This is a genomic window from Mangrovibacter plantisponsor, assembly GCF_003182475.1.
Classification (GTDB): Bacteria; Pseudomonadota; Gammaproteobacteria; order Enterobacterales; family Enterobacteriaceae; genus Mangrovibacter; species Mangrovibacter plantisponsor.
This window is the reverse complement of the sequence record NZ_QGTS01000003.1, coordinates 357,116-379,552: the sequence shown is the minus strand read 5'-3', so window position 1 is coordinate 379,552 and position 22,437 is coordinate 357,116. Positions and strand designations below refer to the sequence as shown.

Below are 22,437 nucleotides of genomic sequence, written 5' to 3'. Positions count from 1 at the left end.
GCGAACAGGCCTGGTAAACTAAAATAACAAATGGCAAACGGTTGCTTTAATATGCAACCGTTTGCGCCTGGGGAAAATAGCCTTCAGTTGCGCAAATGAAATAAAAATATGTAAGTTAATGAATAATAAATGAAATTTATAAAAATAAAATTGGCACTCTGATTGCAGGTTACCTGTGACGATATGGTTATTTAATTCATCTGCATAATAAAAGAGGGGTAACCCTCATTAAAGAGGCTGATTATGGCTGTTAACTATACTCAGGCTGTCCGGGGGCAATTTTTCGATATTACCCAGCCCTCAGACGATCCTGCCGCCATCGCTGAGCATGCCCGTTACCTGGAAGACGGCCTGTTATTAATAGAAGACGGGCATATTGTGGGCCTGTACAACTGGTCTGAAGGCAGGAAATTGCTGCGCAGCACCGATGATGTGGCTGATTACCGCGGGAAACTGATTGTGCCCGGGTTTGTCGATACCCACCTGCATTACCCACAAACAGAAATGATAGGTGCCTGGGGGGAGCAATTACTTAGCTGGCTGGAAACCTATACCTTTCCCGCTGAGCGCCAGTTTGAAAATGAAGCCCATGCCATTCAGATGTCGGCTTTTTTCCTGAATCAATTACTCAGTAACGGCACCACCACGGCACTGGTATTTGGCACGGTCCACCCACAATCCGTGGATGCATTATTTAGTGTTGCCTGGCAACTGGGCATGCGCATGATAGCGGGCAAAGTTATGATGGACCGTAATGCGCCTGACTACCTGACAGAAACACCTGAACAGAGCGAACAACAAACCCGCGAACTGATAACACGCTGGCATAAAAAAGGGCGGCTTAACTATGCGCTCACTCCGCGTTTCGCACCCACTTCTTCACCTGAATTGCTGGCGGTGGTTGAACGCCTGCGTACAGAATTTCCGGATACCTGGCTACAGACACATTTAAGTGAAAACACCCAGGAAGTGGAGTGGGTGAAAAGCCTGTGGCCCGAACAGAAAAATTACCTCGGCGTTTATGACAGCTACCACCTCACCGGGCGTCGTAGCGTATTTGCTCATGCCATCCATCTTGACGACGACGAATGGAACTGCCTGCAGCGTACTGAATCTGCCGTGGCTTTTTGCCCCACATCTAATCTGTTTTTAGGCAGTGGCCTGTTTAACTTGCAGCGTTGCCAGCAACAACGTGTGCGTATTGGTATGGGAACCGATGTGGGCGCAGGAACCACATTCAGTATGTTACGCACGCTGGGGGAAGCCTACAAAGTAGCCCAGTTGCAGTCATTTCGCCTCAGTGCGTGCGAAGCATTTTACTACGCCACTCTGGGCGGGGCGTATGCACTGGATCTGGACAACTGTATTGGCAATTTTATGCCTGGCAAAGAAGCAGATTTCGTTGTGCTTGACCCGCAAGCCACTCCATTGCAGCGCCTGCGCGACAGCCACTGCCGGGATATTTACGAACGGTTATTTGTGCTGATGACGCTGGGGGATGACCGCAATATCTGGCAAACCTGGGTAAACGGCCGGGCAGTATGGTCCAGAGATGAGTGTGAGGTGGCAGCATGATTACTTTTTTACATAACCGTAAACGTACCACGTTGCGAGATATTGACCCCGACACCACGGTACTGAACTGGCTGCGTGGCCCGGCCGGTTGCCCGGGTACCAAAGAAGGGTGCGCATCTGGTGACTGCGGCGCCTGCACGGTAGTGGTTGGCGAAGCGCAACAAGGCAAAATGGTATGGAAAACAGCAAATAGCTGCCTGATGCTGGTAAGCCAGTTACAGGGCCGGCAACTCATAACCGTAGAAGACCTGGCGCGCGGGCAGCAGTTACACCCCGCTCAGCAAACCCTGGCTGACCACCATGGTTCCCAGTGCGGTTTTTGCACGCCAGGAATTGTGATGTCGATGTTTGCTCTGCAGAAAAATGCCCCCGGAGCAGACCGCCACGCGATTGAGCAACATCTGGGGGGGAATCTGTGCCGCTGTACGGGTTACCGGCCAATTATTGAGGCGGCTCACGCTCTGTGCCAGTCACCGGATAACGACCAGTTTCAGGCAGATTCAGCCGCCATCGCGCAACAACTGGCACAAATTACTGCTGAAGAACAGAGCGCTACCAGCGAATTGGCTGGTGACGGCCACCATTGCCTGATACCAAAAAATATTGCAGACCTTGCCCGCCTGTACCAGCAATACCCGCAGGCTCATTTACTGGCAGGCGGAACAGACCTGGCATTGCAAATCACCCAGTTTTACCGCCCGCTACCCTTGCTGATTAGCCTTAATCATGTGAAAGAACTCAGCACCATTACCGTGACGGATACCATGATAACTCTGGGGGCAACAGCCCGCCTGGCGGACATCGGCCGTGAACTACAGGGGGACATTCCGGCATTCAGTGAGATGCTCACACGCTTTGCTTCCTGCCAGGTGCGTAACCAGGCAACGCTTGCCGGTAACCTGGCAAACGCTTCGCCAATTGGCGATGGTGCCCCGATGCTACTGGCTCTGGGGGCCAGCCTGACTTTGCAGTGCGGCGAACAACAGCGTGAACTGTCACTGGATGATTTTTTCCTCGATTACCGCAAAACCGCACTGGCGCCTGGTGAATTTATTCGTGCCATTCATATTCCAAGAGTGACAGTGTCACCTTCATTTCAGGCATGGAAGGTGTCGAAACGGCGTGAAGACGATATCTCGACAGTATTTGGCGCATTTAACCTGCACCATCAACAGGAAGTGATCACCTCAGCCCGGGTGGCATTTGGCGGTATGGCGGCCGTGCCCGCCAGAGCACTGGCCTGTGAGGCGGCACTGTGTGGCAAGCCGTTATCAGAAACCACATTAGCGGCGGCCTGCTCAGCGCTGGATAAGGATTTCTCCCCGTTATCAGATTTTCGCGGTACCAGCGGCTACCGCTTACAGGTCGCGAAAAATTTATTGCGCCGTTATTTCATGAGCCAGCTACAAGGTTCAGACCTGGTGGAGGTGAGTCAGTATGTCGGGTAACCCAGTCAGCCTGGATGAACAGGCACTTAAAACACAATTTCTCAAAGCATTCGACCAGGGCGCCGGGCGTAGTCAAAAACATGAAAGTGCGGATAACCAGGTAAGTGGTAAAGCCACTTATGTGGATGACCGCCTGGTCTTACCGGGTATGCTCTATTTATGCCCGGTGCTCAGTGAACACGCTCATGCCCGTATTCTTTCCGTTGATACAGACGCCTGTTACCAGGTGCCAGGTGTGGTCAGAGTGTTCTGCTGGCAGGATGTACCCGGTGAGCTGGATATCGGCCCGCTGGCACCGGGCGACCCTCTGTTTGCCAAAGATACCGTGGAATATCATGGCCAGGTGGTACTGACGGTTGCTGCTGAAACTCAGGAAGCCGCCAGAGCAGGCGCACTTGCGGCAGTGGTTCGCTACCAGCCACTTGATGCCGTGCTGGATGTAGAAGAAGCACTGGCCCGCGAACGGTATGTTGAAGCACCCCATGTCCACCAACGAGGCGATGCTGCAAAAGCGCTTGATACGGCACCCCGGCGTATTCAGGGGCAGTTCCATATTGGCGGCCAGGAGCATTTTTACCTGGAAGGGCAAATCGCGGTGGTACAGCCTGGCGAAGATAACCAGGTACAGGTGTGGTCTTCCACTCAGCACCCTACCGAAGTGCAGAAGCTGGTGGCATCGGTATTGGGTGTCAGCATGAATAAAGTGACCGTGGATATGCGCCGCATGGGCGGGGGGTTTGGTGGCAAAGAAACTCAGGCTGCAGGTATTGCCTGCCATACTGCTCTGGCCGCCAGCCTGACAGGGAAGCCGGTAAAAATGCGCCTTTCACGGCGTGACGATATGCGTATAACGGGGAAGCGCCACCCGTTTTTTGTCCGTTACGATGTTGGCTTCACTACTGAGGGTATCCTGCATGGCGTGCATATCGATCTTGCCGCCAACTGTGGTTATTCCCTTGATCTGTCCGGATCAATTTGCGACAGGGCGATGTTCCACGCCGACAATGCTTACTACCTGGGCGATGCCCGCATAACCGGTTACCGTTGCCGGACCAATCTGGCCTCCAATACGGCCTATCGGGGTTTCGGCGGGCCACAGGGCATGGTGGCAATAGAACAAATCATGGACAGAATCGCCCGTGAATGCGGTCTGGATCCACTTGTTGTGCGCCAGCGTAATTTCTATGGAGCACCAGGGCGTGATACCACCCATTATGGGCAGCAGGTCACCCATAACCTGGCTGATGTTCTGACAAGCCAACTGGTTGACAGTGCCCGGTATGCCGAGCGCCGGGCAGATATCGCCACCTTTAACCGCACTAACCCGGTACTGAAACGCGGGCTGGCGATGACGCCAGTCAAGTTTGGCATCTCTTTTACCTCAAGTTTCCTTAACCAGGCCGGGGCGCTTATCCTGATTTACACCGATGGCACGGTACAGCTTAACCATGGCGGTACCGAAATGGGCCAGGGGCTGAATACCAAAGTCGCTCAGGTGGTGGCGCAGGTGCTGCAAATCCCCCTGAGTGCCATTCAGGTAACACCCGCCAGCACCGGGAAAGTTCCCAATACATCGCCTACCGCCGCTTCATCCGGGGCTGACCTGAACGGTAAAGCTGCGGAAATTGCAGCCCAAACCCTGAAACAACGCCTGACTGACATGCTGTGCGGCCTGCATCGGTGCACAGCAGGCGAAGTGGTGTTTAATAATGGTGTGGTGCAGGTTCCGGGAAAACACTACGCTTTTGCCGAAGTGGCAACCCTCGGCTGGCTAAACCAGGTGCCACTCTCTGCAACCGGCTTCTATAAAGTACCGGGCATTCATTACGACCGGGCAGCAGGCAAAGGTTCGCCGTTTTATTACTTCTCCTGGGGTATGGCCTGTGCCGAGGTGCTGGTGGATACCCTTACCGGGGAATACCGTTTGTTACGCGCGGACATTCTGCATGATGTGGGGGATTCACTGAACCCGGCGCTGGATATCGGCCAAATTGAAGGGGGCTTTATTCAGGGCGCCGGATGGCTGACAACCGAAGAGCTGTGTTGGGATAAAAACGGGCGTTTGCTGACTGATGGCCCCATGAGTTACAAAATCCCGGCAATCAGCGATATTCCGCCTGATTTAAGAGTCAACCTGCTGGAAAACCACCCGAATCCGCAGCAAACAGTATTCCGCTCCAAAGCCGTGGGTGAACCTCCGTTTATGCTGGGGATCGCGGTATGGAGTGCACTGCAGGATGCCATCGCCAGTGTGGCTGAGTACCGGCTTCATCCGTCTTTGGATGCACCCGCCACCCCGGAGCGGGTGTTGTGGGGCGTAATGGCAATGCAGGAGGCCTGCAATGAACCAACCCGATGACTGGATTGATATTTTGCAACAACTGCGCACAGCCGGTACACCTTGTGTATTACTGACCGTTCTGAATGAAAAAGGCTCCGTTCCCCGGGGCGATGGCACCAAAATGGTGGTTACCGCCGGGGAAACCTGGCTGACAATTGGTGGCGGAAACCTGGAGTTCCAGTGTATCGCCCAGGCCCGCACAATGCTCCAGGCACAGCAAACCATGCCCCACCTGGAGCATATTGCGCTGGGGGCCCGTACTGGCCAGTGTTGTGGTGGCATGGCAAGCGTATTATTCGAACCGCTATTGTCCCCGCGCCCGTCGGTGGTTGTCTTCGGCGCAGGGCATGTTGGGCAGGCGCTGGTGAACCTGCTAAGTACGTTGCCCTGCCAGGTCACCTGGGTGGATGAGCGCCCGGGAATGTTCGCAGCCGCGCCATCAGGGGTTATCTGCCGCCAGGTGGATGACCCGAATGACGAAGTCCGGTGTGCGGCAGCGGGCAGTTATTTTGTGGTTATGACCCACCATCACCCGCGCGATTTAGCGCTGGCAGAAACCATTCTGCGCCGCGACGATTACCGCTACTTTGGGCTGATTGGGTCACGCACTAAACGCCAGCGCTTTGATTACCGGCTGGAAGGTAAGGGGATTGCCGCTCAGCAACTGGCGAAAATGCGCTGCCCGGTTGGGTTACCGGATGTCAAAGGAAAGCTGCCTGCCGAAATAGCCGTTTCCATTGCCGGAGAATTGATTGCTGTCTGGCAGCAAGATGCCTAAGCTTGGGGAAGAACATCACTGATAACAAGGAGAACCAGTGGACAATCCTTTTTTAACGCCATCATCGCTCCCTTATGGCGCCCCGAACTTTGCCGAAATTCGTGTTGAGCACTACCGAGAAGCGTTTGATGAAGCTGTGAAACGTAAACGTGCTGAACTGGCGGCCATTCTTGAGTGCTCTGAGGCGGCAACATTCGCAAATACCTGCCTGGCGCTGGAAAAAAGCGGGCAGGTGCTTAACCGGGTCACCGCTGTCTTCTTTGCCATGGCGAGTGCCGATACCAACCCGGTTATTCAACAACTGGAAGAAGCCTTTTCAGGTGAACTGGCTGTACTGGCGGATGAAATTTGGCTCAATGGGCAACTGTTTGCACGGGTCGATTCCCTGTACCAGCACCGTGAGGCTCTGGATCTTGACGCAGAATCAGCCCGCCTGCTGGAAGTCACCTGGCAACGTTTTACGCTGTCGGGCGCAACCTTGCCACCAGGCAAACAGGCACGCCTGAGCGCGCTGAACTTGCAGGCAGCACAGCTTTCCAGCCAGTTTAACCGCCGCCTGCTGGCCGCGGATAAAGCCGGTGGCCTGGTGGTGGATAACATCGAGGCACTGGCCGGGTTATCACCCGCTGAACAGGAAAGCGCCCGCCAGGCTGCGGCAGATAAAGGCCTGGGTAACCAGTGGCTGATTCCGTTACTGAATACCACACAGCAACCCGCACTGGCTGAACTGCAGAACCGGGCCACCCGTGAAGCGTTATTCCACAAAGCCTGGTCGCGTGCTGAACAGAATGATGAAAATGATACCCGGGCTATCATTTTGCAACTGGCAGCAGTACGCCAGGAGCAGGCTGCATTACTGGGTTTCGCGGATTACGCCAGTTGGAAAATGGCCGACCAGATGGCACAGCACCCGGCAGCCGCATTGCAGTTTATGAATAACCTGGTACCGGCGGCAAAGCAGCGGGCACAGGCTGAACTTGCCGCTATCCAGAAAAAAGTGGATGACGAAAACGGTGATTTCGCAGTAAAACCCTGGGACTGGGCCTTCTATGCAGAACAGGTACGCCAGGACACTTGGCAACTGGATGAAGCTGCGATTCGGCCTTATTTCCTGTTAGACCGCGTGCTGCAGGACGGTGTGTTCTGGGCAGCCAGCCGCCTGTTTGGCATTACCTTCACCCCCCGCCTGGACATCCCGGTTTACCACCCGGATGTGCGGGTATGGGAAATCCACGACAAAGACGGCACCGGGCTGGCACTGTTCTACGGTGATTTTTTCGCCCGTGACAGCAAAGCCGGTGGCGCGTGGATGGGTAACTTCACCGAGCAGTCCACATTGTTGGGCACAAAACCGGTGATTTATAACGTGTGTAATTACGCCAAACCCGCAGCGGGGCAACCGGCGCTTATTGGTTGGGATGATGTCATCACGCTGTTCCATGAATTTGGCCACACGCTGCATGGGTTATTTGCCAGCCAGCGCTATGCAAGCCTGTCTGGTACAAATACCCCACGGGATTTTGTTGAATTCCCGTCGCAAATCAACGAACACTGGGCCAGCTACCCGGAAGTGTTCAGCCATTATGCCCGCCACTGGGAAACCGGCGAGCCCATGCCAGAAGCCTTGCGCCAGCGCATGCTGAATGCCGCACTGTTTAATAAAGGCTACGACATGACTGAGTTGCTGGCTGCCGCACTGCTGGATATGCACTGGCATAGCCTGGCAGAAGGTGAGCAGGTGGCTGATGTCGCTGCATTTGAAGCGGCGGCTCTGGCGACGTCACATATTCATCTGCAGGCGGTTCCGCCCCGTTACCGCTCAAGCTATTTCGCTCATATTTGGGGAGGGGGTTATGCCGCCGGGTACTACGCCTACTTATGGACACAAATGTTGGCTGATGACGGCTTCTGCTGGTTTGGCGAGCAGGGTGGGTTAACCCCGGAAAACGGGCAACGTTTCCGCGATGCCATTCTTTCACGGGGTAACAGTAGTGACCTTGCTGAACTGTACCGCCAGTGGCGCGGGCACGCACCACAGAGTGAACCCATGCTGAAACATCGCGGCCTTGTGTAATCATCAACAGGCCCTTGTTGTAAGGGCCTGAATAATCCCAATAACAGCTTTAACATTATTTATGTAATCCCTGCATTAAGTGCCTGCTGTTAGTTATTTTGTTAATGCTTAATTAAGTTTATTTTATTGGGTAATTAAATAAATCTTCTCTGAATTATATTCATCTCATGAATAACTAATTTTTTTGGGAATATTTGCTCTTTCCACTTCACATAAATTAATTATCGGTATGAAATTTTGTGACAGCAGTGAATACTGTTGCGGTATTTTGGCTATGCCCACTTTTTAATAGCAAGAAAATGGGTAAAGGATGCGTATAACTGAAGGGAAGACAGATGGTCACGCAAAAAAATACCGTTTTTTTTAACCACAATCACCATGTTATTTATGTCCGCGGGTGCACATCATTACTGGACGTTCTGGCCTTTGAAGGCAAAGAAACGCTCAGCCAGCCATTTCATTACCGCATTGAGTTTACTTGTGCCGATAAGGCATTAGACCAGGCGGATTTTCTGCTGAAACCCGCCGGGCTGACACTCCACGCTCCTGTAGCACAGCCCTGGGGGCGATGTAAGCTCGAACCTGCCAGGACTATTCATGGTGTGGTCACAGGTTTTGAGTCCCTGGGGTCATCAAGAGATGAAGCGCACTACGCGCTGGTGCTGCAACCAAGAATGGCTTTACTGAGCAACGCAAACAATAATGCTATTTTTCAGGATATGTCTGTACCACAGATTGTCGAAAGTATTCTGCGTGAGCGCCATAATATGCGCGGCCAGGACTTTCTCTTTTCGCTTAAGCATAAATACCCGCGCCGTGAACAGGTTATGCAGTTTGGTGAAAGTGATCTGCGCTTTATTTCCCGCCTGTTAAGTGAAGTGGGGATTTGGTTCCGTTTCACGCCAGATACTCGCCTGAAAATTGATGTAATTGAATTTTTTGACAGCTCTCATGGCTATGAAAAAGGCCTGGTTTTGCCCGATATTCCACCATCAGGGCATAATGATAATGGCGTTGACGCAGTATGGGGAATAGAGCGCTATTACCAGGTTGTGACACAGAAAGTCAGTGTTCAGGATTATCACTACCTGAATGCCGGGGCCGATATGCATGTTCAGGTGGATATTACCCGTGGCGACAGCACAACGTATGGCGAGGCATATCATTGGGGGAGCCATTACAGCGAACCCGGCGACAGGTTTACCCGCCCGTTGCCAGTTGAAACCGGAGTGTTTTATGCCCGGTTACACCACGAGCGTTACCTCAATGGCAAAGCGGGCATGGCAGGGAACAGTAATTGTGCGGTGCTGGTACCGGGTAAGGTTGTTAACCTGGCGGACCCGGCTCAGGAAGGCGGTAGTTTGTCGCCAGGCATGCTGGTTACCAGCATAAGCTGTTCAGCACGCCGGGACAGCTGTTTCACAGCACATTTCACCGCACTGCCATATACTCACGACTACTGCTTTCGCCCCCAACTCATTCCTCACCCGCAGATGTCCGGCACCGTGCCGGCTCGTGTCACCAGTACCACAAAAAATGATATCTATGGCCATATAGATAAGCATGGCCGTTACCGGGTCAAACTGCTGTTTGACCGCGCTACCTGGCCCGAGGGGAGCGAAAGCCTGTGGGTTCGCCAGGCCCGGCCCTATGCGGGGGAGACATTTGGTTTCCATTTGCCTTTACTGGCGGGCACCGAGGTGGCCATCGCATTTGAAAACGGCAACCCGGACCGGCCTTATATCGCCGGGGCGTTGCATAACAGCAGCCATCCGGACCTGGTTACCATCCGAAATTACCGGCGCAATGTACTGCGCACACCAGCGAATAACAAAATCCGCCTGGAAGATGCCAGAAACCAGGAACATATCAAAGTTTCCACTGAGTACGGCGGAAAAAGCCAGCTCAATTTAGGGCATTTGGTGAACAGCGAGCGCCAGGTCAGGGGGGAAGGGTTTGAACTCCGTACCGATTTGTGGGGCGCCATTCGGGCAAAAAATGGCGTATTGATCAGTGCAGATGCCCAGCCATCTGCACGGGGTGAGCAGCGGGAAATGCAGGCGGCAATCAGCCTGCTTAAAGGCGCGCTGCTTGATTTAACGCGCTGGGGCAGTATTGCGCCGGTTCACCAAAATTTCTCGCCAGATACTGCCGGGCTGGAACACCTGGTTGAAGGTGCGGCAGGTTTAAGTTCGCCAGTTGTTGTGCTGAGTGCTCCACAGGGTATCGCTGCCGTTACTCCGGCCTCTGCCTTATTACATACGGGCAAAAGCCTGCATTTGCAAAGCCAGGGCGAGGTGCAAATAGCCACCTCAGCGCGCCATGCTGTTAACGCTGCTAAGTCAATATCGTTGCTGGCACACCAGGAGGGAATGCGCCTGGTGTCGGCAAAGGGCCCTCTTGCGGTGGAATCTCATAATGACACCCTCTCGCTGTCTGCGTTACAGGATATCTCCGCCCGGTCTGTTCAGGGGCAACTTACACTCACTGCCACAAAAGGTATAACCCTGTCCTGTGGCGGGGCCGCCATTCATTTATCGGCTCAGGGCAATATTGAGATTTGCAGCAAAGGGCCACTCCTTCTCAAAGGTGCTCATTGCTGGCTTCCGCCAGAGACGTTTTCTTCTTCATCAGCAGGCATGCCAGCCTCTGCGGCAGCTATACCCGCAGCAGTATGTGAAGGTTGCCTTCAACGTGCGCAAGAGCAGGCGACAGGAGTGGTTCTTCGTGGATAACACAGTATTACCTCAGGCACTGGCAGACCAGTGGCAGGCGCAGGTGCAGTATTTACAAAGCAGTGTTGGCGTGCCGCATATTGATGCCATCATTGATTTATCCGGCGATACGCTACCCTGTCTGGCAACTTTACCTGCATTGTCGCCGCAGGCGCAGTGGTCATCTTTATTCGCCGGGTTGCCTGAATCAGCCCTGCAGGACCAGGGCCCGGTGCTGGTGCGCCTGCATAATAATGCGTGGCAACATCAGCAATGGCTCGGTGAACTGATGCGCTACTACGCGGGCAGGCACCGTTTATTATTGCTGGTATCGCCACTCGCTTTCTCGGTTTTGCAACAACAACTGTGCTCCCTGACGCAATTTTTCTGGGGCAACCAGAGCGGTATCTTCCGTTTTTACGACCCACGCATATTCCCTGAACTCTTTAATCATGTCCTGACTCCCGGGCAACAAAACGCGTTCAACCAGCTTGGCTATTTTTGGGGCTGGCTGGATCGCGATAACCAGCAAACCTGGCGAGCCGGAAAATTCCGGCCCCATTCAGATGCGGTTTTCCTGCCCCATGAATTGCAGTTCACCGATAAGCAAATAGATGCGATTGGCTGCATCAGTGATGCCGATATCGCAGCACGAATATATACCGGCACCGGGCTTACACCAGAGGCGTTGTTTGGCCGCTGCCTGGAGGCAGCATTTGCCGCAGCCCGTTCAGCCAGCGGCACACTGGAAGACTATCTCGATACCACCGTTCATAACCCCGGAAAGGCGCATGCCGCTGAATAAAGCCGGGGATAGCGCTGCAAGGGAATAAACAAAGGAGCAGCAGATGAATAAAAAAGCAGTGTGGCTGGTGCCGTTATGGCTACTGGCCGGGTGTGCCGGGGCCGGTTATGGCGAGTATACCGCCGGGGATTTGCGGGGGTTTAACCACTCTGCCAGTGAAGGAATTAACTGGTTCACGGTTAACGGCTATGGCGGGCGGATGACAGGAAACAGTTGCTGCGTGCTGTTGCCCCGCAAATGGATCCCGGGAATGGAAGCACTGGTTGAGTGGGAGGTGGATCCCAATCCACGGGCCATCATTCCTCTTAAAAAGGAAGGGTTCGGATATGAAGAAGAAGCCTATGCCCGGCATGCAGCACAATACCGCCGCCATAGCGCGGTGGTGCCGGTACCGGAATATGGGGAACAGCGTTGTGGTATGACGGTGCACTTTTTGCCCTGTAACCAGGTAAAAGTGACCACAGTGTGTATGGGTTATGGCACACCAGATTACCCAATTAAAGAGCCGTTAAATATGCCGGAGCCGGAAAACTGCCCGGTGGCCACAGCGGTTAATAGCGCAGTGCGTAATGGATAAACCACGGGCAGGAACGGGATTTATCCCACAGGGAACAAACAGGGCAGTGAACAACAACAGGAGCAGGAGATGAATAAAAAAGCAGTGTGGCTGGTGCCGTTATGGCTACTGGCCGGGTGTGCCGGAGCCGGTTATGGCGAGTATACCGCCGGGGATTTGCGGGGCATAAACCACACACCGAACGTTATCAACTTTGTGAAAGTTAATGGTTATGGCGGCCCCAATATTGCAGCTTATGGCGATGGCGGTGGGTATTGCTGTGTGCTGTTGCCCCGTAAATGGATACCGGGAATGGAAGCACTGGTTGAGTGGGAGGTTACCCCCGTATCTGACACCCCGATTCCGGGTTTCGAGGAATGGGAAAAATATCTTGCATGGGAAAAAGAACTAAAAGCCAGTTTTCGTCGCCATAGCGCGGTGGTACCGGTACCGGAATATGGGGAACAGCGTTGTGGTATGACGGTGCACTTTTTGCCCTGTAACCAGGTAAAAGTGACCACGGTATGTATGGGTTATGGCACACCAGATTACCCGATTAAAGAACCCCGTAATATGCCGGAGCCGGAAAACTGCCCGGTGGCCGCAGCGGTTAATAACGCAGTGCGTAATGGATAAACCACGGGCAGGAACGGGATTTATCCCACAGGGAACAAACAGGGCAGTGAACAACAGCAGGAGCAGGAGATGAATAAAAAAGCAGTGTGGCTGGTGCCGTTATGGTTACTGGCCGGGTGTGCCGGAGCCGGTTATGGCGAGTATACCGCCGGGGATTTGCGGGCAAAAAATCATGTCGCCGGCCAGGGAATTAACAGATTCGGTGTGAATGGTTATTCGGCACCCGGTTTGGGAGGCGGGTATTGCTGCGTGCTGTTGCCCCGTAAATGGATGCCGGGAATGGAGGTACTGGTTGAGTGGGAGGTGGATCCGGATCCTTATGTAATATTACCCCCTTTGGGAACAGATCTTTTTCGCGAGGCCTATGCCCGGCATGCAGCACAATACCGCCGCCACAGTGCAGTGGTGGCGGTACCGGAATATGGGGAAAAGCGTTGTGGTATGACGGTGCATTTTTTGCCCTGTAACCAGGTAAAAGTGACCACAGTGTGTATGGGTTATGGCACACCGGATTACCCAATTAAAGAGCCGTTAAATATGCCGGAGCCGGAAAACTGCCCGGTGGCCACAGCGGTTAATAGCGCAGTGCGTAATGGATAAACCACGGGCAGGAACGGGATTTATCCCACAGGGAACAAACAGGGCAGTGAACAACAGCAGGAGCAGCAGATGAATAAAAAAGCAGTGTGGCTGGTGCCGTTATGGTTACTGGCCGGGTGTGCCGGGGCCGGTTATGGCGAGTATACCGCCGGGGATTTGCGGGCAAAAAACCATGTCGCCGGTCAGGTAATTAACCGATTCGGTGTGAATGGCTATTCGGCACCCGGTCTGGGAGGTGGGTATTGCTGTGTGCTGTTGCCCCGCAAATGGATCCCGGGAATGGAAGCACTGGTTGAGTGGGAGGTGGATCCGAACCCCCGGGCCATCATTCCTCTTAAAAAGGAGGGGTTCGGATATGAAGAAGAAGCCTATGCCCGGCATGCAGCACAATACCGCCGCCACAGTGCAGTGGTGGCGGTACCGGAATATGGGGAAAAGCGTTGTGGTATGACGGTGCACTTTTTGCCCTGTAACCAGGTAAAAGTGACCACGGTATGTATGGGTTATGGCACACCGGATTACCCGATTAAAGAACCCCGTAATTTGACGGAGCCGGAAAACTGCCCGGTGGCCGCAGCAGTTAATAGCGCAGTGCGTAATGGATAAGCAACGGGCAGGAACGGGATTTATCCCACAGGGAACAAACAGGGCAGTGAACAACAGCAGGAGCAGCAGATGAATAAAAAAGCAGTGTGGCTGGTGCCGTTATGGCTACTGGCCGGGTGTGCCGGGGCCGGTTATGGCGATTATACCGCCGGGGATTTGCGGGCAAAAAACCATGTCGCCGGTCAGGTAATTAACCGATTCGGTGTGAATGGCTATTCGGCACCCGGTCTGGGAGGTGGGTATTGCTGTGTGCTGTTGCCCCGCAAATGGATCCCGGGAATGGAGGTGCTGGTTGAGTGGGAGGTGGATCCAAAAACAGCCTCACCGTTTCCTGGCTATACCGACAGAGAGAAGTTTGATAAATGGGCAACGGAAGTCAGAGCCAGTTTTCGCCGCCATAGCGCTGTGGTGGCGGTACCGGAATATGGGGAACAGCGTTGTGGTATGACGGTGCATTTTTTGCCCTGTAACCAGGTAAAAGTGACCACGGTATGTATGGGTTATGGCACACCGGATTACCCAATTAAAGAGCCGTTAAATATGCCGGAGCCGGAAAACTGCCCGGTGGCCGCAGCAGTTAATACCGCGGTGCATAACGGATAAACCACGGGCAGGAACGGGATTTATCCCAAGGGAACAAACAGGGCAGTGAACAACAACAGGAGCAGGAGATGAATAAAAAAATAGTGTGGCTGGTGCCGTTATGGCTACTGGCCGGGTGTGCAGGAGCCGGTTATGGCGATTATACCGCCGGGGATTTGCGGGCAAAAAATCATGTCGCCGGCCAGGTAATTAACCGATTCGGTGTGAATGGCTATTCGGCGCCAGGGTTGGGAGGCGGGTATTGCTGTGTACTGTTACCCCGCAAATGGATACCGGGAATGGAAGCACTGGTTGAGTGGGAGGTGGATCCCAATCCCCGAGCCATCATTCCTCTTAAAAAGGAGGGGTTCGGATATGAAGAAGAAGCCTATGCCCGGCATGCAGCACAATACCGCCGCCATAGCGCTGTGGTGCCGGTACCGGAATATGGGGAACAGCGTTGTGGTATGACGGTGCACTTTTTGCCCTGTAACCAGGTAAAAGTGACCACGGTATGTATGGGTTATGGCACACCGGATTACCCGATTAAAGAGCCGTTAAATATGCCGGAGCCTGCCCAATGCCCAAATTAAACCACCAGGGTGCGCAGCCCTGCTGGGCGCCACCAGCTTTTCCGGAAACAGGGCGGCTGGCATTACTGCCACAGACCGTTAATGGCAATTACTTGCTACAAGTGCAGGAAGAACAGCACCACCGCCAGGCCGTTAACCAGCAGCAGGGAATGCGGGCAATGCCGGTGTGCTGCCAGAGCCTGCATATCAGCCTGTTTTTTGATGGCACCGGAAACAATGAGTATCACGATACTCAGGTAGCACAGCCCCCCAGCCCGTCCAATATTGCCCGCCTGTATCATGCCACATACCATGATGCTGAATCTTCTGGCTATTTCCGTTACTACATGCCCGGTGTGGGTACGCCATTTCCGGAAATCAACGAGTTTGATTACAGCTCTGCCGGCCTGGCCTTTGCCCGGGGCGGGGAAGACCGCATTAACTGGGCGCTGTTGCGCCTGGTGGATGCGCTGATGTACACCCTGACACCCGGGCGCGATCGCCTGAATGATGACGTTGCCCGTAACCAGTTAGCGCAGATGCGCGCCCACTGGCCAATAACCGGCGAAGTTAACCGGCGTATTGCCATAACTAACCTGCTGGCACCACTGCGTGAGCGGGTGGCGCTGGTGCGCCCGAAACCACTGGCAATTAAGCTGTTTGTGTACGGTTTTTCCCGCGGGGCCGCCAGTGCGCGCACCTTTGTTAACTGGCTGGCAGAGCTGTTTACTCCCCCGGCAGAAGGTGAAACGCCAGAAATGGCATTGCTGGGGCTGCCGGTACGGGTGCATTACCTCGGGTTGCTGGATACCGTGGCATCGGTAGGCCTGGCAGACCTGGTGCCGGGCGCTACCGGGCATATGGGCTGGGCGAATAACACCCTGCAATTGCCCGATGAAGTGCGCTACCCAGGCTATGTGCGGCGCTGTGACCACTTTGTGGCAGCCCATGAGCAACGCCAGAGCTTCCCGCTGGATTCAGTGCGCCGGGCGGATGGCAGTTACCCACAGGCCACCCGTGAAGTGGTTTACCCCGGAATGCATTCCGATGTTGGCGGAGGCTACCCACCCGGCGACCAGGGAAAAGCGCGCGGCGGAGATGGCGAGCTGTTATCGCAAATTGTTCTGCATGATTTATACCGGGCGGCTTTTGCTGCCGGTGCGCCTCTGGCTGTACTACCGGAAGTGATAACACCGCTTATTCGTTCTATTCAACCTTCTCACGATATGAATCAACAAACTTTTATTGAGTTTGATATTCAGACTTCAACCATCCGCCGCTTTAATCTCTGGCGCGCAACCTTGCTGGAAACCGCTGCCTTACCCGATACCCCCCCACCTGCCAGTGATCATGCAGATGCCTGGCAACCTTACCGCCTGCCGCGAGTGCTGGAAAACGTATTGAACAACCAGTTGGGCTGGATAACCGCCTGGCGCATTGGGCGCTATGCCCGTAACAGCCTGCTGGTACAACCCTTTTTCCTACTGGCGCCTCAACATAATGCGGAGCAGGCAAAACTGGCTCAGCAGGCACAGGCAGAACGCGAGCAGCAAAGGCGCAAGGCGCGTAACCGGGTGAACCGGCAAGAGGCTGGCTGGCAGAGGCAGATGGAGCCGGGCAATAAATGGGAACCCACCCAGTCACAGCACCAGTTGCGCGAAGCCGCACGGGAATTTGAGCACGATTACCGCGGGTGGTACCGGGTTATGAATGGCACTTACCGGAGTAAAACCCGGCAGTTCATGCTGGATGGCGTACTGAAATACCCAGTATTTATGCTCAAAGGAGAAGATGAAAAAGCGGAGTACGACCAAATGAAAGCCGCCGGTGACGGGCTGTACCACCAACTGTTTACTGATGAACTGGGCAGCGGAACCCGTGAGATGCCGGGGGCCGAATTACTGGCGCTGTATGACGAGCACATTCATGACTCCCGGGCCTGGTTTATGCAAAGTGAACTGGGCAGCCGGGAGCCATGGGGTGACTATTTCCGCTACCGGATGCTGTTCTTTGGGCAGCGCGCTAACAAGCACTTACGCCTGATTTACCAGGACGGGCGCGTAGTTGGCGCGGGTGAACCGGGCCGGGCGGTGGAATATACCGTGATTTCCTGGGATAACCGCGGCCAGGTTGCCGACCGGCACCAAATAAAAGACCTGGCGACCGGCGAATACACCGTGATTGAAGACACCGCGTTGCTCGCTGTGGATGACCACCCGGATGAACTGGCGGCACAGTGGCATGCCCGGCTGATGCAGGAGGAGCACGACGCCAGGATGCAGGCTGTTGCCGGGCATATTACTGGTGCTGGCGCGAAATTTATCGGGTAGCTTCTGCGGCTGCCCAGAAACGGACTGAACAACAGATAACAAGGGAAGAATATGCGGCATATTGTTCGCCAGGATGACACATTACTCGAGTATGGCGGCAGAGTGTTGGCCGGGCATAACCTCTGTTTTGGCAAAGGGATTGCCTGTGTGGGCGACCCGGTAATGTGTAACCGGCATGGTCTGACGGTGATTGCTGAAGGCAGCACACTGTCCACATTAAATGGCGTACCAATAGCATTACATGGCCACCGGTGTGCCTGTGGTTGCACCCTGGTCAGCTCATCTCCAGATTGCCGGTGTGCACAATGAGGGCGTTTCAGTTTGCCCCCGCACTCCGGGCTGCCTCTCCACCCCGAAACCGCCGCTGGGCGCTGGCTGGTATGGCGCTGGTATTGCTGTCTGTCACTCTAAGCCTGGTGCTGGCAGGAGAAAAACGCAGCCCAACATTGTTAGTGGTTACCGCATGCTTTGCCAGTGCGCTTGTTCTGCTGTGCTGGCTTTCCCGCCAACTGTATTACCGCACTTCATTACATTTACAGGCGGACTGGCAGTATCGCACAGACCAGGAATATGCTGCCTGGTGGCAACACCACACACAAACTTTTGCGCTGCAGGATGTCGTACTGATTGGCCCGGCCGGGATATCACCGGCAGACTGGCAAGGTTTCCTGAACCAGCCACCTGGCCTGGCAAGCGGCTGCAGCACCACAATAACGAATGGCCTGCTGTTTTCCTCCCGGCCTGGTGAACGGGAAACCCAACTGGCGCAGATGCTTGCGCGCCAGTGGCATACCCAGTGTAGTGGTCAGGTGTACTGGCCACCCATATCGTGCTACTGGCAGGGGAGTGAAACTGCCTGGCAGGCATTTTCAGCAGAAGTGAGCCTGTTATTTCCGTCACTCTGCCTTCCCGTGCGCCCAGAACCCTGGCAAGGGGCGAACACTCTGGCAGAGCTGGCTGCCCATTTCGCATTAACAGCAGAAGAGAATCAGCAATGGTTCCTTGTCGCCGGTTGCCTTTCAGTGCCCGCAGGCGGCGGCTCAGAGCCTGCGGGTGAATCTGCATTGCTCTGGAAAGTCACCGCCAAAGGGCCAGTAACCCTGGCGCGCGGTGAGGTGTTTTCTCCAGGGGAACATACCGCAAGCCAGGTATGCCAGCAGGCTCAGCAACAAAGCGGGTTAACGCACCCACCGGAACACTGCGTGTTGTTTTCACCAGCCATACCCCCGGATTTTGCGCATTGCGGCTGGAACCTTTCCCGGCATGTGCAGGACCCATATTGGGGGCGAACCGGGGAAAATGAACCACTGATTGCTGTCTCACTCGCTGCATTACTGGCGCTGCACCAACAAACCTCATGTGGCTGGATTGCCACCGACCCGCAGTACCAACTCACTTTGGGAATAGTAAAATATCATGGATAAGGGCAAGGCAAATCAGCGCAGCCATTCTGGCTGGTATACCGTGGCGGTTGGGGGCGCTCTGGCAGTATTGGTGGTGTTTTTATACGCTGTGTTGTACTGGTATTTCGCCACCGATGCCTCGCAGGAAACCAGCGTGATCATTTCTGTGGTGGTGCGCAGTGGGTTGCTACTGCTGGTATTGTTATCGCTAATGGTTCTGGCATGGTTTGGCATGCAACTCAGGCAGCTGGTTCGCATCAGGCAGGCTGCTCGCCTTCAGCCTGCGCCACTCAGTGCAGCCACCGGAGCCGGTGCGCGTCTTGCTGAACAAATTCGCCACCGGCTCAAAATGCGCCACCGCCTGTGGTGGCGTTCTTCTGTTCGCCTGGTGTTGGTGGTCGGTGATAACAACGCGGTGGAACAATTGTTGCCGGGGCTGGTGGCGGAAACCTGGCTTGAAAGTGAGCACCTCGTTTTTATCTATGGCGGAGATGGCAGTGCGCATGGGTATGAGGCGCCCCTTGCCGCTGTGCAACGGTTGTGGCGCTTGCGGCCACTGGATGGCATTGTGCGTGTGCTGGGTGTGGAGGCGCAATTATCACCACAGGCCAGTGACAATGATTTGCGTATGCTGGAAGACATTGGCCGGGTTCTGCGCTACCAGCCTCCGGTCTGGTTATGGCAGCTGTGTGCCAGCAAATGGTCACAGCTCGGGCGAGAGGAGCAACCTGTCGGCGCTTACTTCACGGCACGGGCAACCGCACAAGAAGTCCGCACCCGTCTGGAAAATCTGGTCCCGGTACTGCGTGCTCAGGGAATGCTTCAGGTATCTGAAAACCAGGACCATGATTTCCTGTTGCGCCTTAGCCAGCAACTGCAGGATGGCGGCATTGCGCACTGGGAACAGCAGTTGCAACCCTGGTTGTACGCTGCCCAGCCACGGGTTCCACTCCGCGGGTTGATGTTCAGCCTGGTCACCTGTAATGAGTCAGTATCAGAAGGTAGTGGTGTGAAGGGCAACTCTACGGCGGGATTCACTCATGCGCTGGTGTTACCACCCCGGCTTGCCGGGCTTATTTCGGCAAGCCGCCATACCAAAGGGCTGCGCCCCGGGAATGTTTGGTTCACGGGTGTGGCGGCCGGGCTGGTGGGCCTGCTGGCGCTCTGGGGAGTTGGCTTGCTGGTTTCGTTTATGGTGAATTACCATGCGGTGGCGGCCACAGCACAACGTATTCAGACCCTGGAGTCTCAGGCAACCACACCCGACCAGCAACTGGTGGCATTACACGCACTGGGTAACCATATCGAATGGCTCCAGAATAAAAACAGCCGTTTTGCGCCGTGGTACCTGCCTGGCGGGTTTAATGTTAATCCGCGCATACTGGATGCATTGATGCCTGTGTACATCACGGCCTACAACAGGCAGGTCCGCGACCAGTCCGCCAGCCAGTTACGTGAGCCTTTACAGGCATTTATCCAAATTCCGCCAGAAAGTGCGCGGAGAACCGCACTTGCCGGGCAGAGTTACAACCAGCTTAAAGCCTGGTTGATGATGGCGATGCCAGAAAAAGCCGACACCCAGTTTTATACCCGGACACTGAAATCCTTCTCGGGTGCGCCGGCAGGGATATCTCCTGCGCTGTGGGAAACACTGGCCCCGGATCTGTGGGCCTTTTATATGGCGAATTTAGCACAATGGCCTCAGTGGAAAATCTCTCCGGACACCACTCTGGTTGCCAAAGTTCGTGAAGCATTATTGCAGCAGTTAGCGCACCAGAGTGCGGAACAAAACCTCTATAACCAGATTATCAGCAATGCCCGCGCCAATTACCCCGACCAGACACTGGAAACCATGGCGCAGGGAACGGATGCCCGGCGTGTGTTTGTCTCCAATGAAGTCGTGCCAGGTGTATTTACCCGCCAGGCGTGGGAGGGCAGTATTCAGCAGGCCATTGCGCGTGCAGCAACGGCCCGGCAGGAAGAAATTGACTGGGTGCTAAGCGACAACAACACTTCTGCCAGCGCAGGCGCGGTATCTGCAGATGCGCTTAAGGCCAGCCTGTCGGCACGTTACTTCGCTGATTTCGCCGGCGCCTGGCAGCACTTTCTTAATAACCTGCAACGCCAGCCTGCCAGAACGGTATCAGAAGTAACCGACCAGCTAACACTGATAAGTGATGTGCGCCAGTCCCCGTTGATTGCGTTACTGAATACCCTCGCTTTTCAGGGGCAAACCGGGCAAATCAACCGCTCGCTGCCAGATGCACTGATTCAGGCCACAATGGAAAAACTGGGCGGCCAGGAGCCTGTGGCTATTGATACACTTCGGCAGTTACCTTCAGGCGGTGCCGAACAACACTTCAGGCCCATATTGCAGGTGATGGGCATTAATTCCCGGGCTTATGGCGACACGGGGAATCAGCCACTGAGTTTACAGGCGTGGCTAACTCAGGTGACCAGAATCAGGCTGCACTTGCAGCAAATAATCAATACGCACAACCCTCAGGAGAATATGCAGTTGCTGGCGCAAACCCTGTTTCAGGGGCAACCGCACGACTTCACTGAAACACGCCAGTACAGCAACTTGCTTGCTGCAAGCCTTGGGCAAGAATGGCAGGGGTTTGGTGAAGCTATTTTTGTCGGGCCAATGAATGATGCATGGAACAGTATTTTGCAGCCCTCTGCCGCCGGGTTAAATAATCAATGGCAACGCACGGTACGGGCAGAATGGCAGGCCACATTTTCTGGCCGTTATCCTTTCACCACCGCTCAGGGTGAAGCCTCATTGCCCGCGCTGGCGGACTTTATTCGTAAAGATTCCGGGCGTCTGGCACGTTTTGTGGCCGATGAACTCGGTGGCATTGTGAAACTTGAAAGCCGACGCTGGGTACTTAACCCGGTGCATTCCCGGGCAGTTCGCATTAATCCGGATTTTTTAGCCGCAATTAACCAGCTTAATGAGATAGCCGATATTCTGTTTATTGATGGCGGCCAGGGCGTTCAGTTTGAACTCCAGGCAAGGCCATCGCCCGGGGTGGTGGAAACGCAACTTAATATTGACGGGCAAAAGCTGCGCTATTTTAACCAGCAGGCAGACTGGCAGCTATTTCGCTGGCCTGGTGAAACTTACAAACCCGGTACCTTACTGACATGGCACCGCGCCGGGGCGGGAAACCGGTTATATGGCGATTACCCCAGTGGCTGGGGGTTACTCCGCTGGCTGGAAACGGGGCAATATGAACAACTGGATAACAGCCGCTGGCTGGTGACATTTATTGCCCCGGACGGCGTGAAATTACAGTGGGTGCTGCGTTCGCAAGTGGGCAAAGGGCCCCTGGCACTGTTAGCCTTAAGAAGCTTTCAGTTACCTGAAAATATCTTTATTGTTGACCCGGTTATGTAAAACCACAGCCAGAA

17 protein-coding genes are annotated in these 22,437 nt (G+C 54.6%); all 17 read left to right on the top strand.

Annotated elements, in window-relative coordinates; translation table 11 throughout:
* Positions 1-243: 243 nt before the first annotated feature.
* The 17 genes from guaD (at position 244) to DES37_RS06505 (ending at position 22,423) form a co-directional block, all read left to right on the top strand.
* Positions 244-1,575 (top strand): guanine deaminase, encoded by a 1,332-nt coding sequence (gene guaD, locus DES37_RS06585; RefSeq protein WP_110025282.1) that lies wholly within the window; start codon positions 244-246, stop codon positions 1,573-1,575.
* Complete coding sequence (gene xdhA / locus DES37_RS06580) at positions 1,572-3,023, top strand: xanthine dehydrogenase small subunit (RefSeq protein ID WP_110025281.1); 1,452 nt, start codon at positions 1,572-1,574, stop codon at positions 3,021-3,023. The genes guaD and xdhA overlap by 4 nt, the downstream gene beginning before the upstream one ends.
* A complete protein-coding gene (gene xdhB / locus DES37_RS06575) occupies positions 3,013-5,382 on the top strand; it encodes a xanthine dehydrogenase molybdopterin binding subunit (RefSeq protein WP_110025280.1) in 2,370 nt (789 codons plus the stop codon). The genes xdhA and xdhB overlap by 11 nt, the downstream gene beginning before the upstream one ends.
* Entirely contained in the window at positions 5,366-6,142 is a 777-nt protein-coding gene (gene xdhC / locus DES37_RS06570; RefSeq protein ID WP_110025279.1) for a xanthine dehydrogenase accessory protein XdhC, read from the top strand. Before xdhB ends, xdhC begins: the two co-directional genes overlap by 17 nt.
* A gap of 37 nt (positions 6,143-6,179) precedes the next feature.
* On the top strand, positions 6,180-8,216 hold the full coding sequence (gene dcp, locus DES37_RS06565) for a peptidyl-dipeptidase Dcp (protein ID WP_110025278.1): 2,037 nt from the start codon (positions 6,180-6,182) through the stop codon (positions 8,214-8,216).
* A 335-nt stretch (positions 8,217-8,551) separates the two neighbouring features.
* A complete protein-coding gene (locus DES37_RS06560; protein ID WP_110025277.1) occupies positions 8,552-10,951 on the top strand; it encodes a type VI secretion system Vgr family protein in 2,400 nt (799 codons plus the stop codon).
* Entirely contained in the window at positions 10,944-11,735 is a 792-nt protein-coding gene (gene tla1, locus DES37_RS06555; RefSeq protein ID WP_170123739.1) for a toxin Tle1 chaperone Tla1, read from the top strand. The genes DES37_RS06560 and tla1 overlap by 8 nt, the downstream gene beginning before the upstream one ends.
* A 43-nt stretch (positions 11,736-11,778) precedes the next feature.
* Complete coding sequence (gene tli1a / locus DES37_RS06550) at positions 11,779-12,312, top strand: Tli1a family immunity protein (protein ID WP_110025275.1); 534 nt, start codon at positions 11,779-11,781, stop codon at positions 12,310-12,312.
* Positions 12,313-12,381: 69 nt separating this feature from the next.
* Positions 12,382-12,927: a Tli1a family immunity protein gene (tli1a, locus tag DES37_RS06545; protein WP_110025274.1), complete on the top strand. Its 546-nt coding sequence runs from the start codon at positions 12,382-12,384 to the stop codon at positions 12,925-12,927.
* A gap of 69 nt (positions 12,928-12,996) precedes the next feature.
* The gene (tli1a, locus tag DES37_RS06540) at positions 12,997-13,527 is read left to right on the top strand and encodes a Tli1a family immunity protein (RefSeq protein WP_110025273.1); all 531 of its coding nucleotides are present in this window, start codon (positions 12,997-12,999) and stop codon (positions 13,525-13,527) included.
* Positions 13,528-13,596: 69 nt separating this feature from the next.
* Entirely contained in the window at positions 13,597-14,133 is a 537-nt protein-coding gene (gene tli1a / locus DES37_RS06535) for a Tli1a family immunity protein (protein ID WP_110025272.1), read from the top strand.
* Positions 14,134-14,202: 69 nt separating this feature from the next.
* Positions 14,203-14,736, top strand: coding sequence for a Tli1a family immunity protein (tli1a, locus tag DES37_RS06530; protein ID WP_110025271.1), 534 nt, complete (start codon positions 14,203-14,205; stop codon positions 14,734-14,736).
* A 68-nt stretch (positions 14,737-14,804) separates the two neighbouring features.
* Complete coding sequence (tli1a, locus tag DES37_RS06525; protein WP_110025270.1) at positions 14,805-15,308, top strand: Tli1a family immunity protein; 504 nt, start codon at positions 14,805-14,807, stop codon at positions 15,306-15,308.
* Positions 15,296-17,617, top strand: a complete 2,322-nt coding sequence (locus tag DES37_RS06520; protein WP_110025269.1) for a T6SS phospholipase effector Tle1-like catalytic domain-containing protein — start codon at positions 15,296-15,298, stop codon at positions 17,615-17,617. The genes tli1a (DES37_RS06525) and DES37_RS06520 overlap by 13 nt, the downstream gene beginning before the upstream one ends.
* Positions 17,618-17,668: 51 nt before the next feature.
* Positions 17,669-17,926, top strand: a complete 258-nt coding sequence (locus tag DES37_RS06515; RefSeq protein ID WP_064593479.1) for a PAAR domain-containing protein — start codon at positions 17,669-17,671, stop codon at positions 17,924-17,926.
* Entirely contained in the window at positions 17,923-19,041 is a 1,119-nt protein-coding gene (locus DES37_RS06510) for a hypothetical protein (protein WP_110025268.1), read from the top strand. The genes DES37_RS06515 and DES37_RS06510 overlap by 4 nt, the downstream gene beginning before the upstream one ends.
* Complete coding sequence (locus DES37_RS06505) at positions 19,034-22,423, top strand: ImcF-related family protein (protein WP_110025267.1); 3,390 nt, start codon at positions 19,034-19,036, stop codon at positions 22,421-22,423. The genes DES37_RS06510 and DES37_RS06505 overlap by 8 nt, the downstream gene beginning before the upstream one ends.
* Positions 22,424-22,437: the final 14 nt, after the last annotated feature.

Coding starts and splice junctions, on each gene's coding strand:
- guaD (WP_110025282.1), top strand. CDS start 244: ATGGCTGTTAACTATACTCAGGCTGTCCGGGGGCAATTTTTCGATATT.
- xdhA (WP_110025281.1), top strand. CDS start 1,572: ATGATTACTTTTTTACATAACCGTAAACGTACCACGTTGCGAGATATT.
- xdhB (WP_110025280.1), top strand. CDS start 3,013: ATGTCGGGTAACCCAGTCAGCCTGGATGAACAGGCACTTAAAACACAA.
- xdhC (WP_110025279.1), top strand. CDS start 5,366: ATGAACCAACCCGATGACTGGATTGATATTTTGCAACAACTGCGCACA.
- DES37_RS06560 (WP_110025277.1), top strand. CDS start 8,552: ATGGTCACGCAAAAAAATACCGTTTTTTTTAACCACAATCACCATGTT.
- tli1a (WP_110025275.1), top strand. CDS start 11,779: ATGAATAAAAAAGCAGTGTGGCTGGTGCCGTTATGGCTACTGGCCGGG.
- tli1a (WP_110025274.1), top strand. CDS start 12,382: ATGAATAAAAAAGCAGTGTGGCTGGTGCCGTTATGGCTACTGGCCGGG.
- tli1a (WP_110025273.1), top strand. CDS start 12,997: ATGAATAAAAAAGCAGTGTGGCTGGTGCCGTTATGGTTACTGGCCGGG.
- tli1a (WP_110025272.1), top strand. CDS start 13,597: ATGAATAAAAAAGCAGTGTGGCTGGTGCCGTTATGGTTACTGGCCGGG.
- tli1a (WP_110025271.1), top strand. CDS start 14,203: ATGAATAAAAAAGCAGTGTGGCTGGTGCCGTTATGGCTACTGGCCGGG.
- tli1a (WP_110025270.1), top strand. CDS start 14,805: ATGAATAAAAAAATAGTGTGGCTGGTGCCGTTATGGCTACTGGCCGGG.
- DES37_RS06520 (WP_110025269.1), top strand. CDS start 15,296: ATGCCCAAATTAAACCACCAGGGTGCGCAGCCCTGCTGGGCGCCACCA.
- DES37_RS06515 (WP_064593479.1), top strand. CDS start 17,669: ATGCGGCATATTGTTCGCCAGGATGACACATTACTCGAGTATGGCGGC.
- DES37_RS06510 (WP_110025268.1), top strand. CDS start 17,923: ATGAGGGCGTTTCAGTTTGCCCCCGCACTCCGGGCTGCCTCTCCACCC.
- DES37_RS06505 (WP_110025267.1), top strand. CDS start 19,034: ATGGATAAGGGCAAGGCAAATCAGCGCAGCCATTCTGGCTGGTATACC.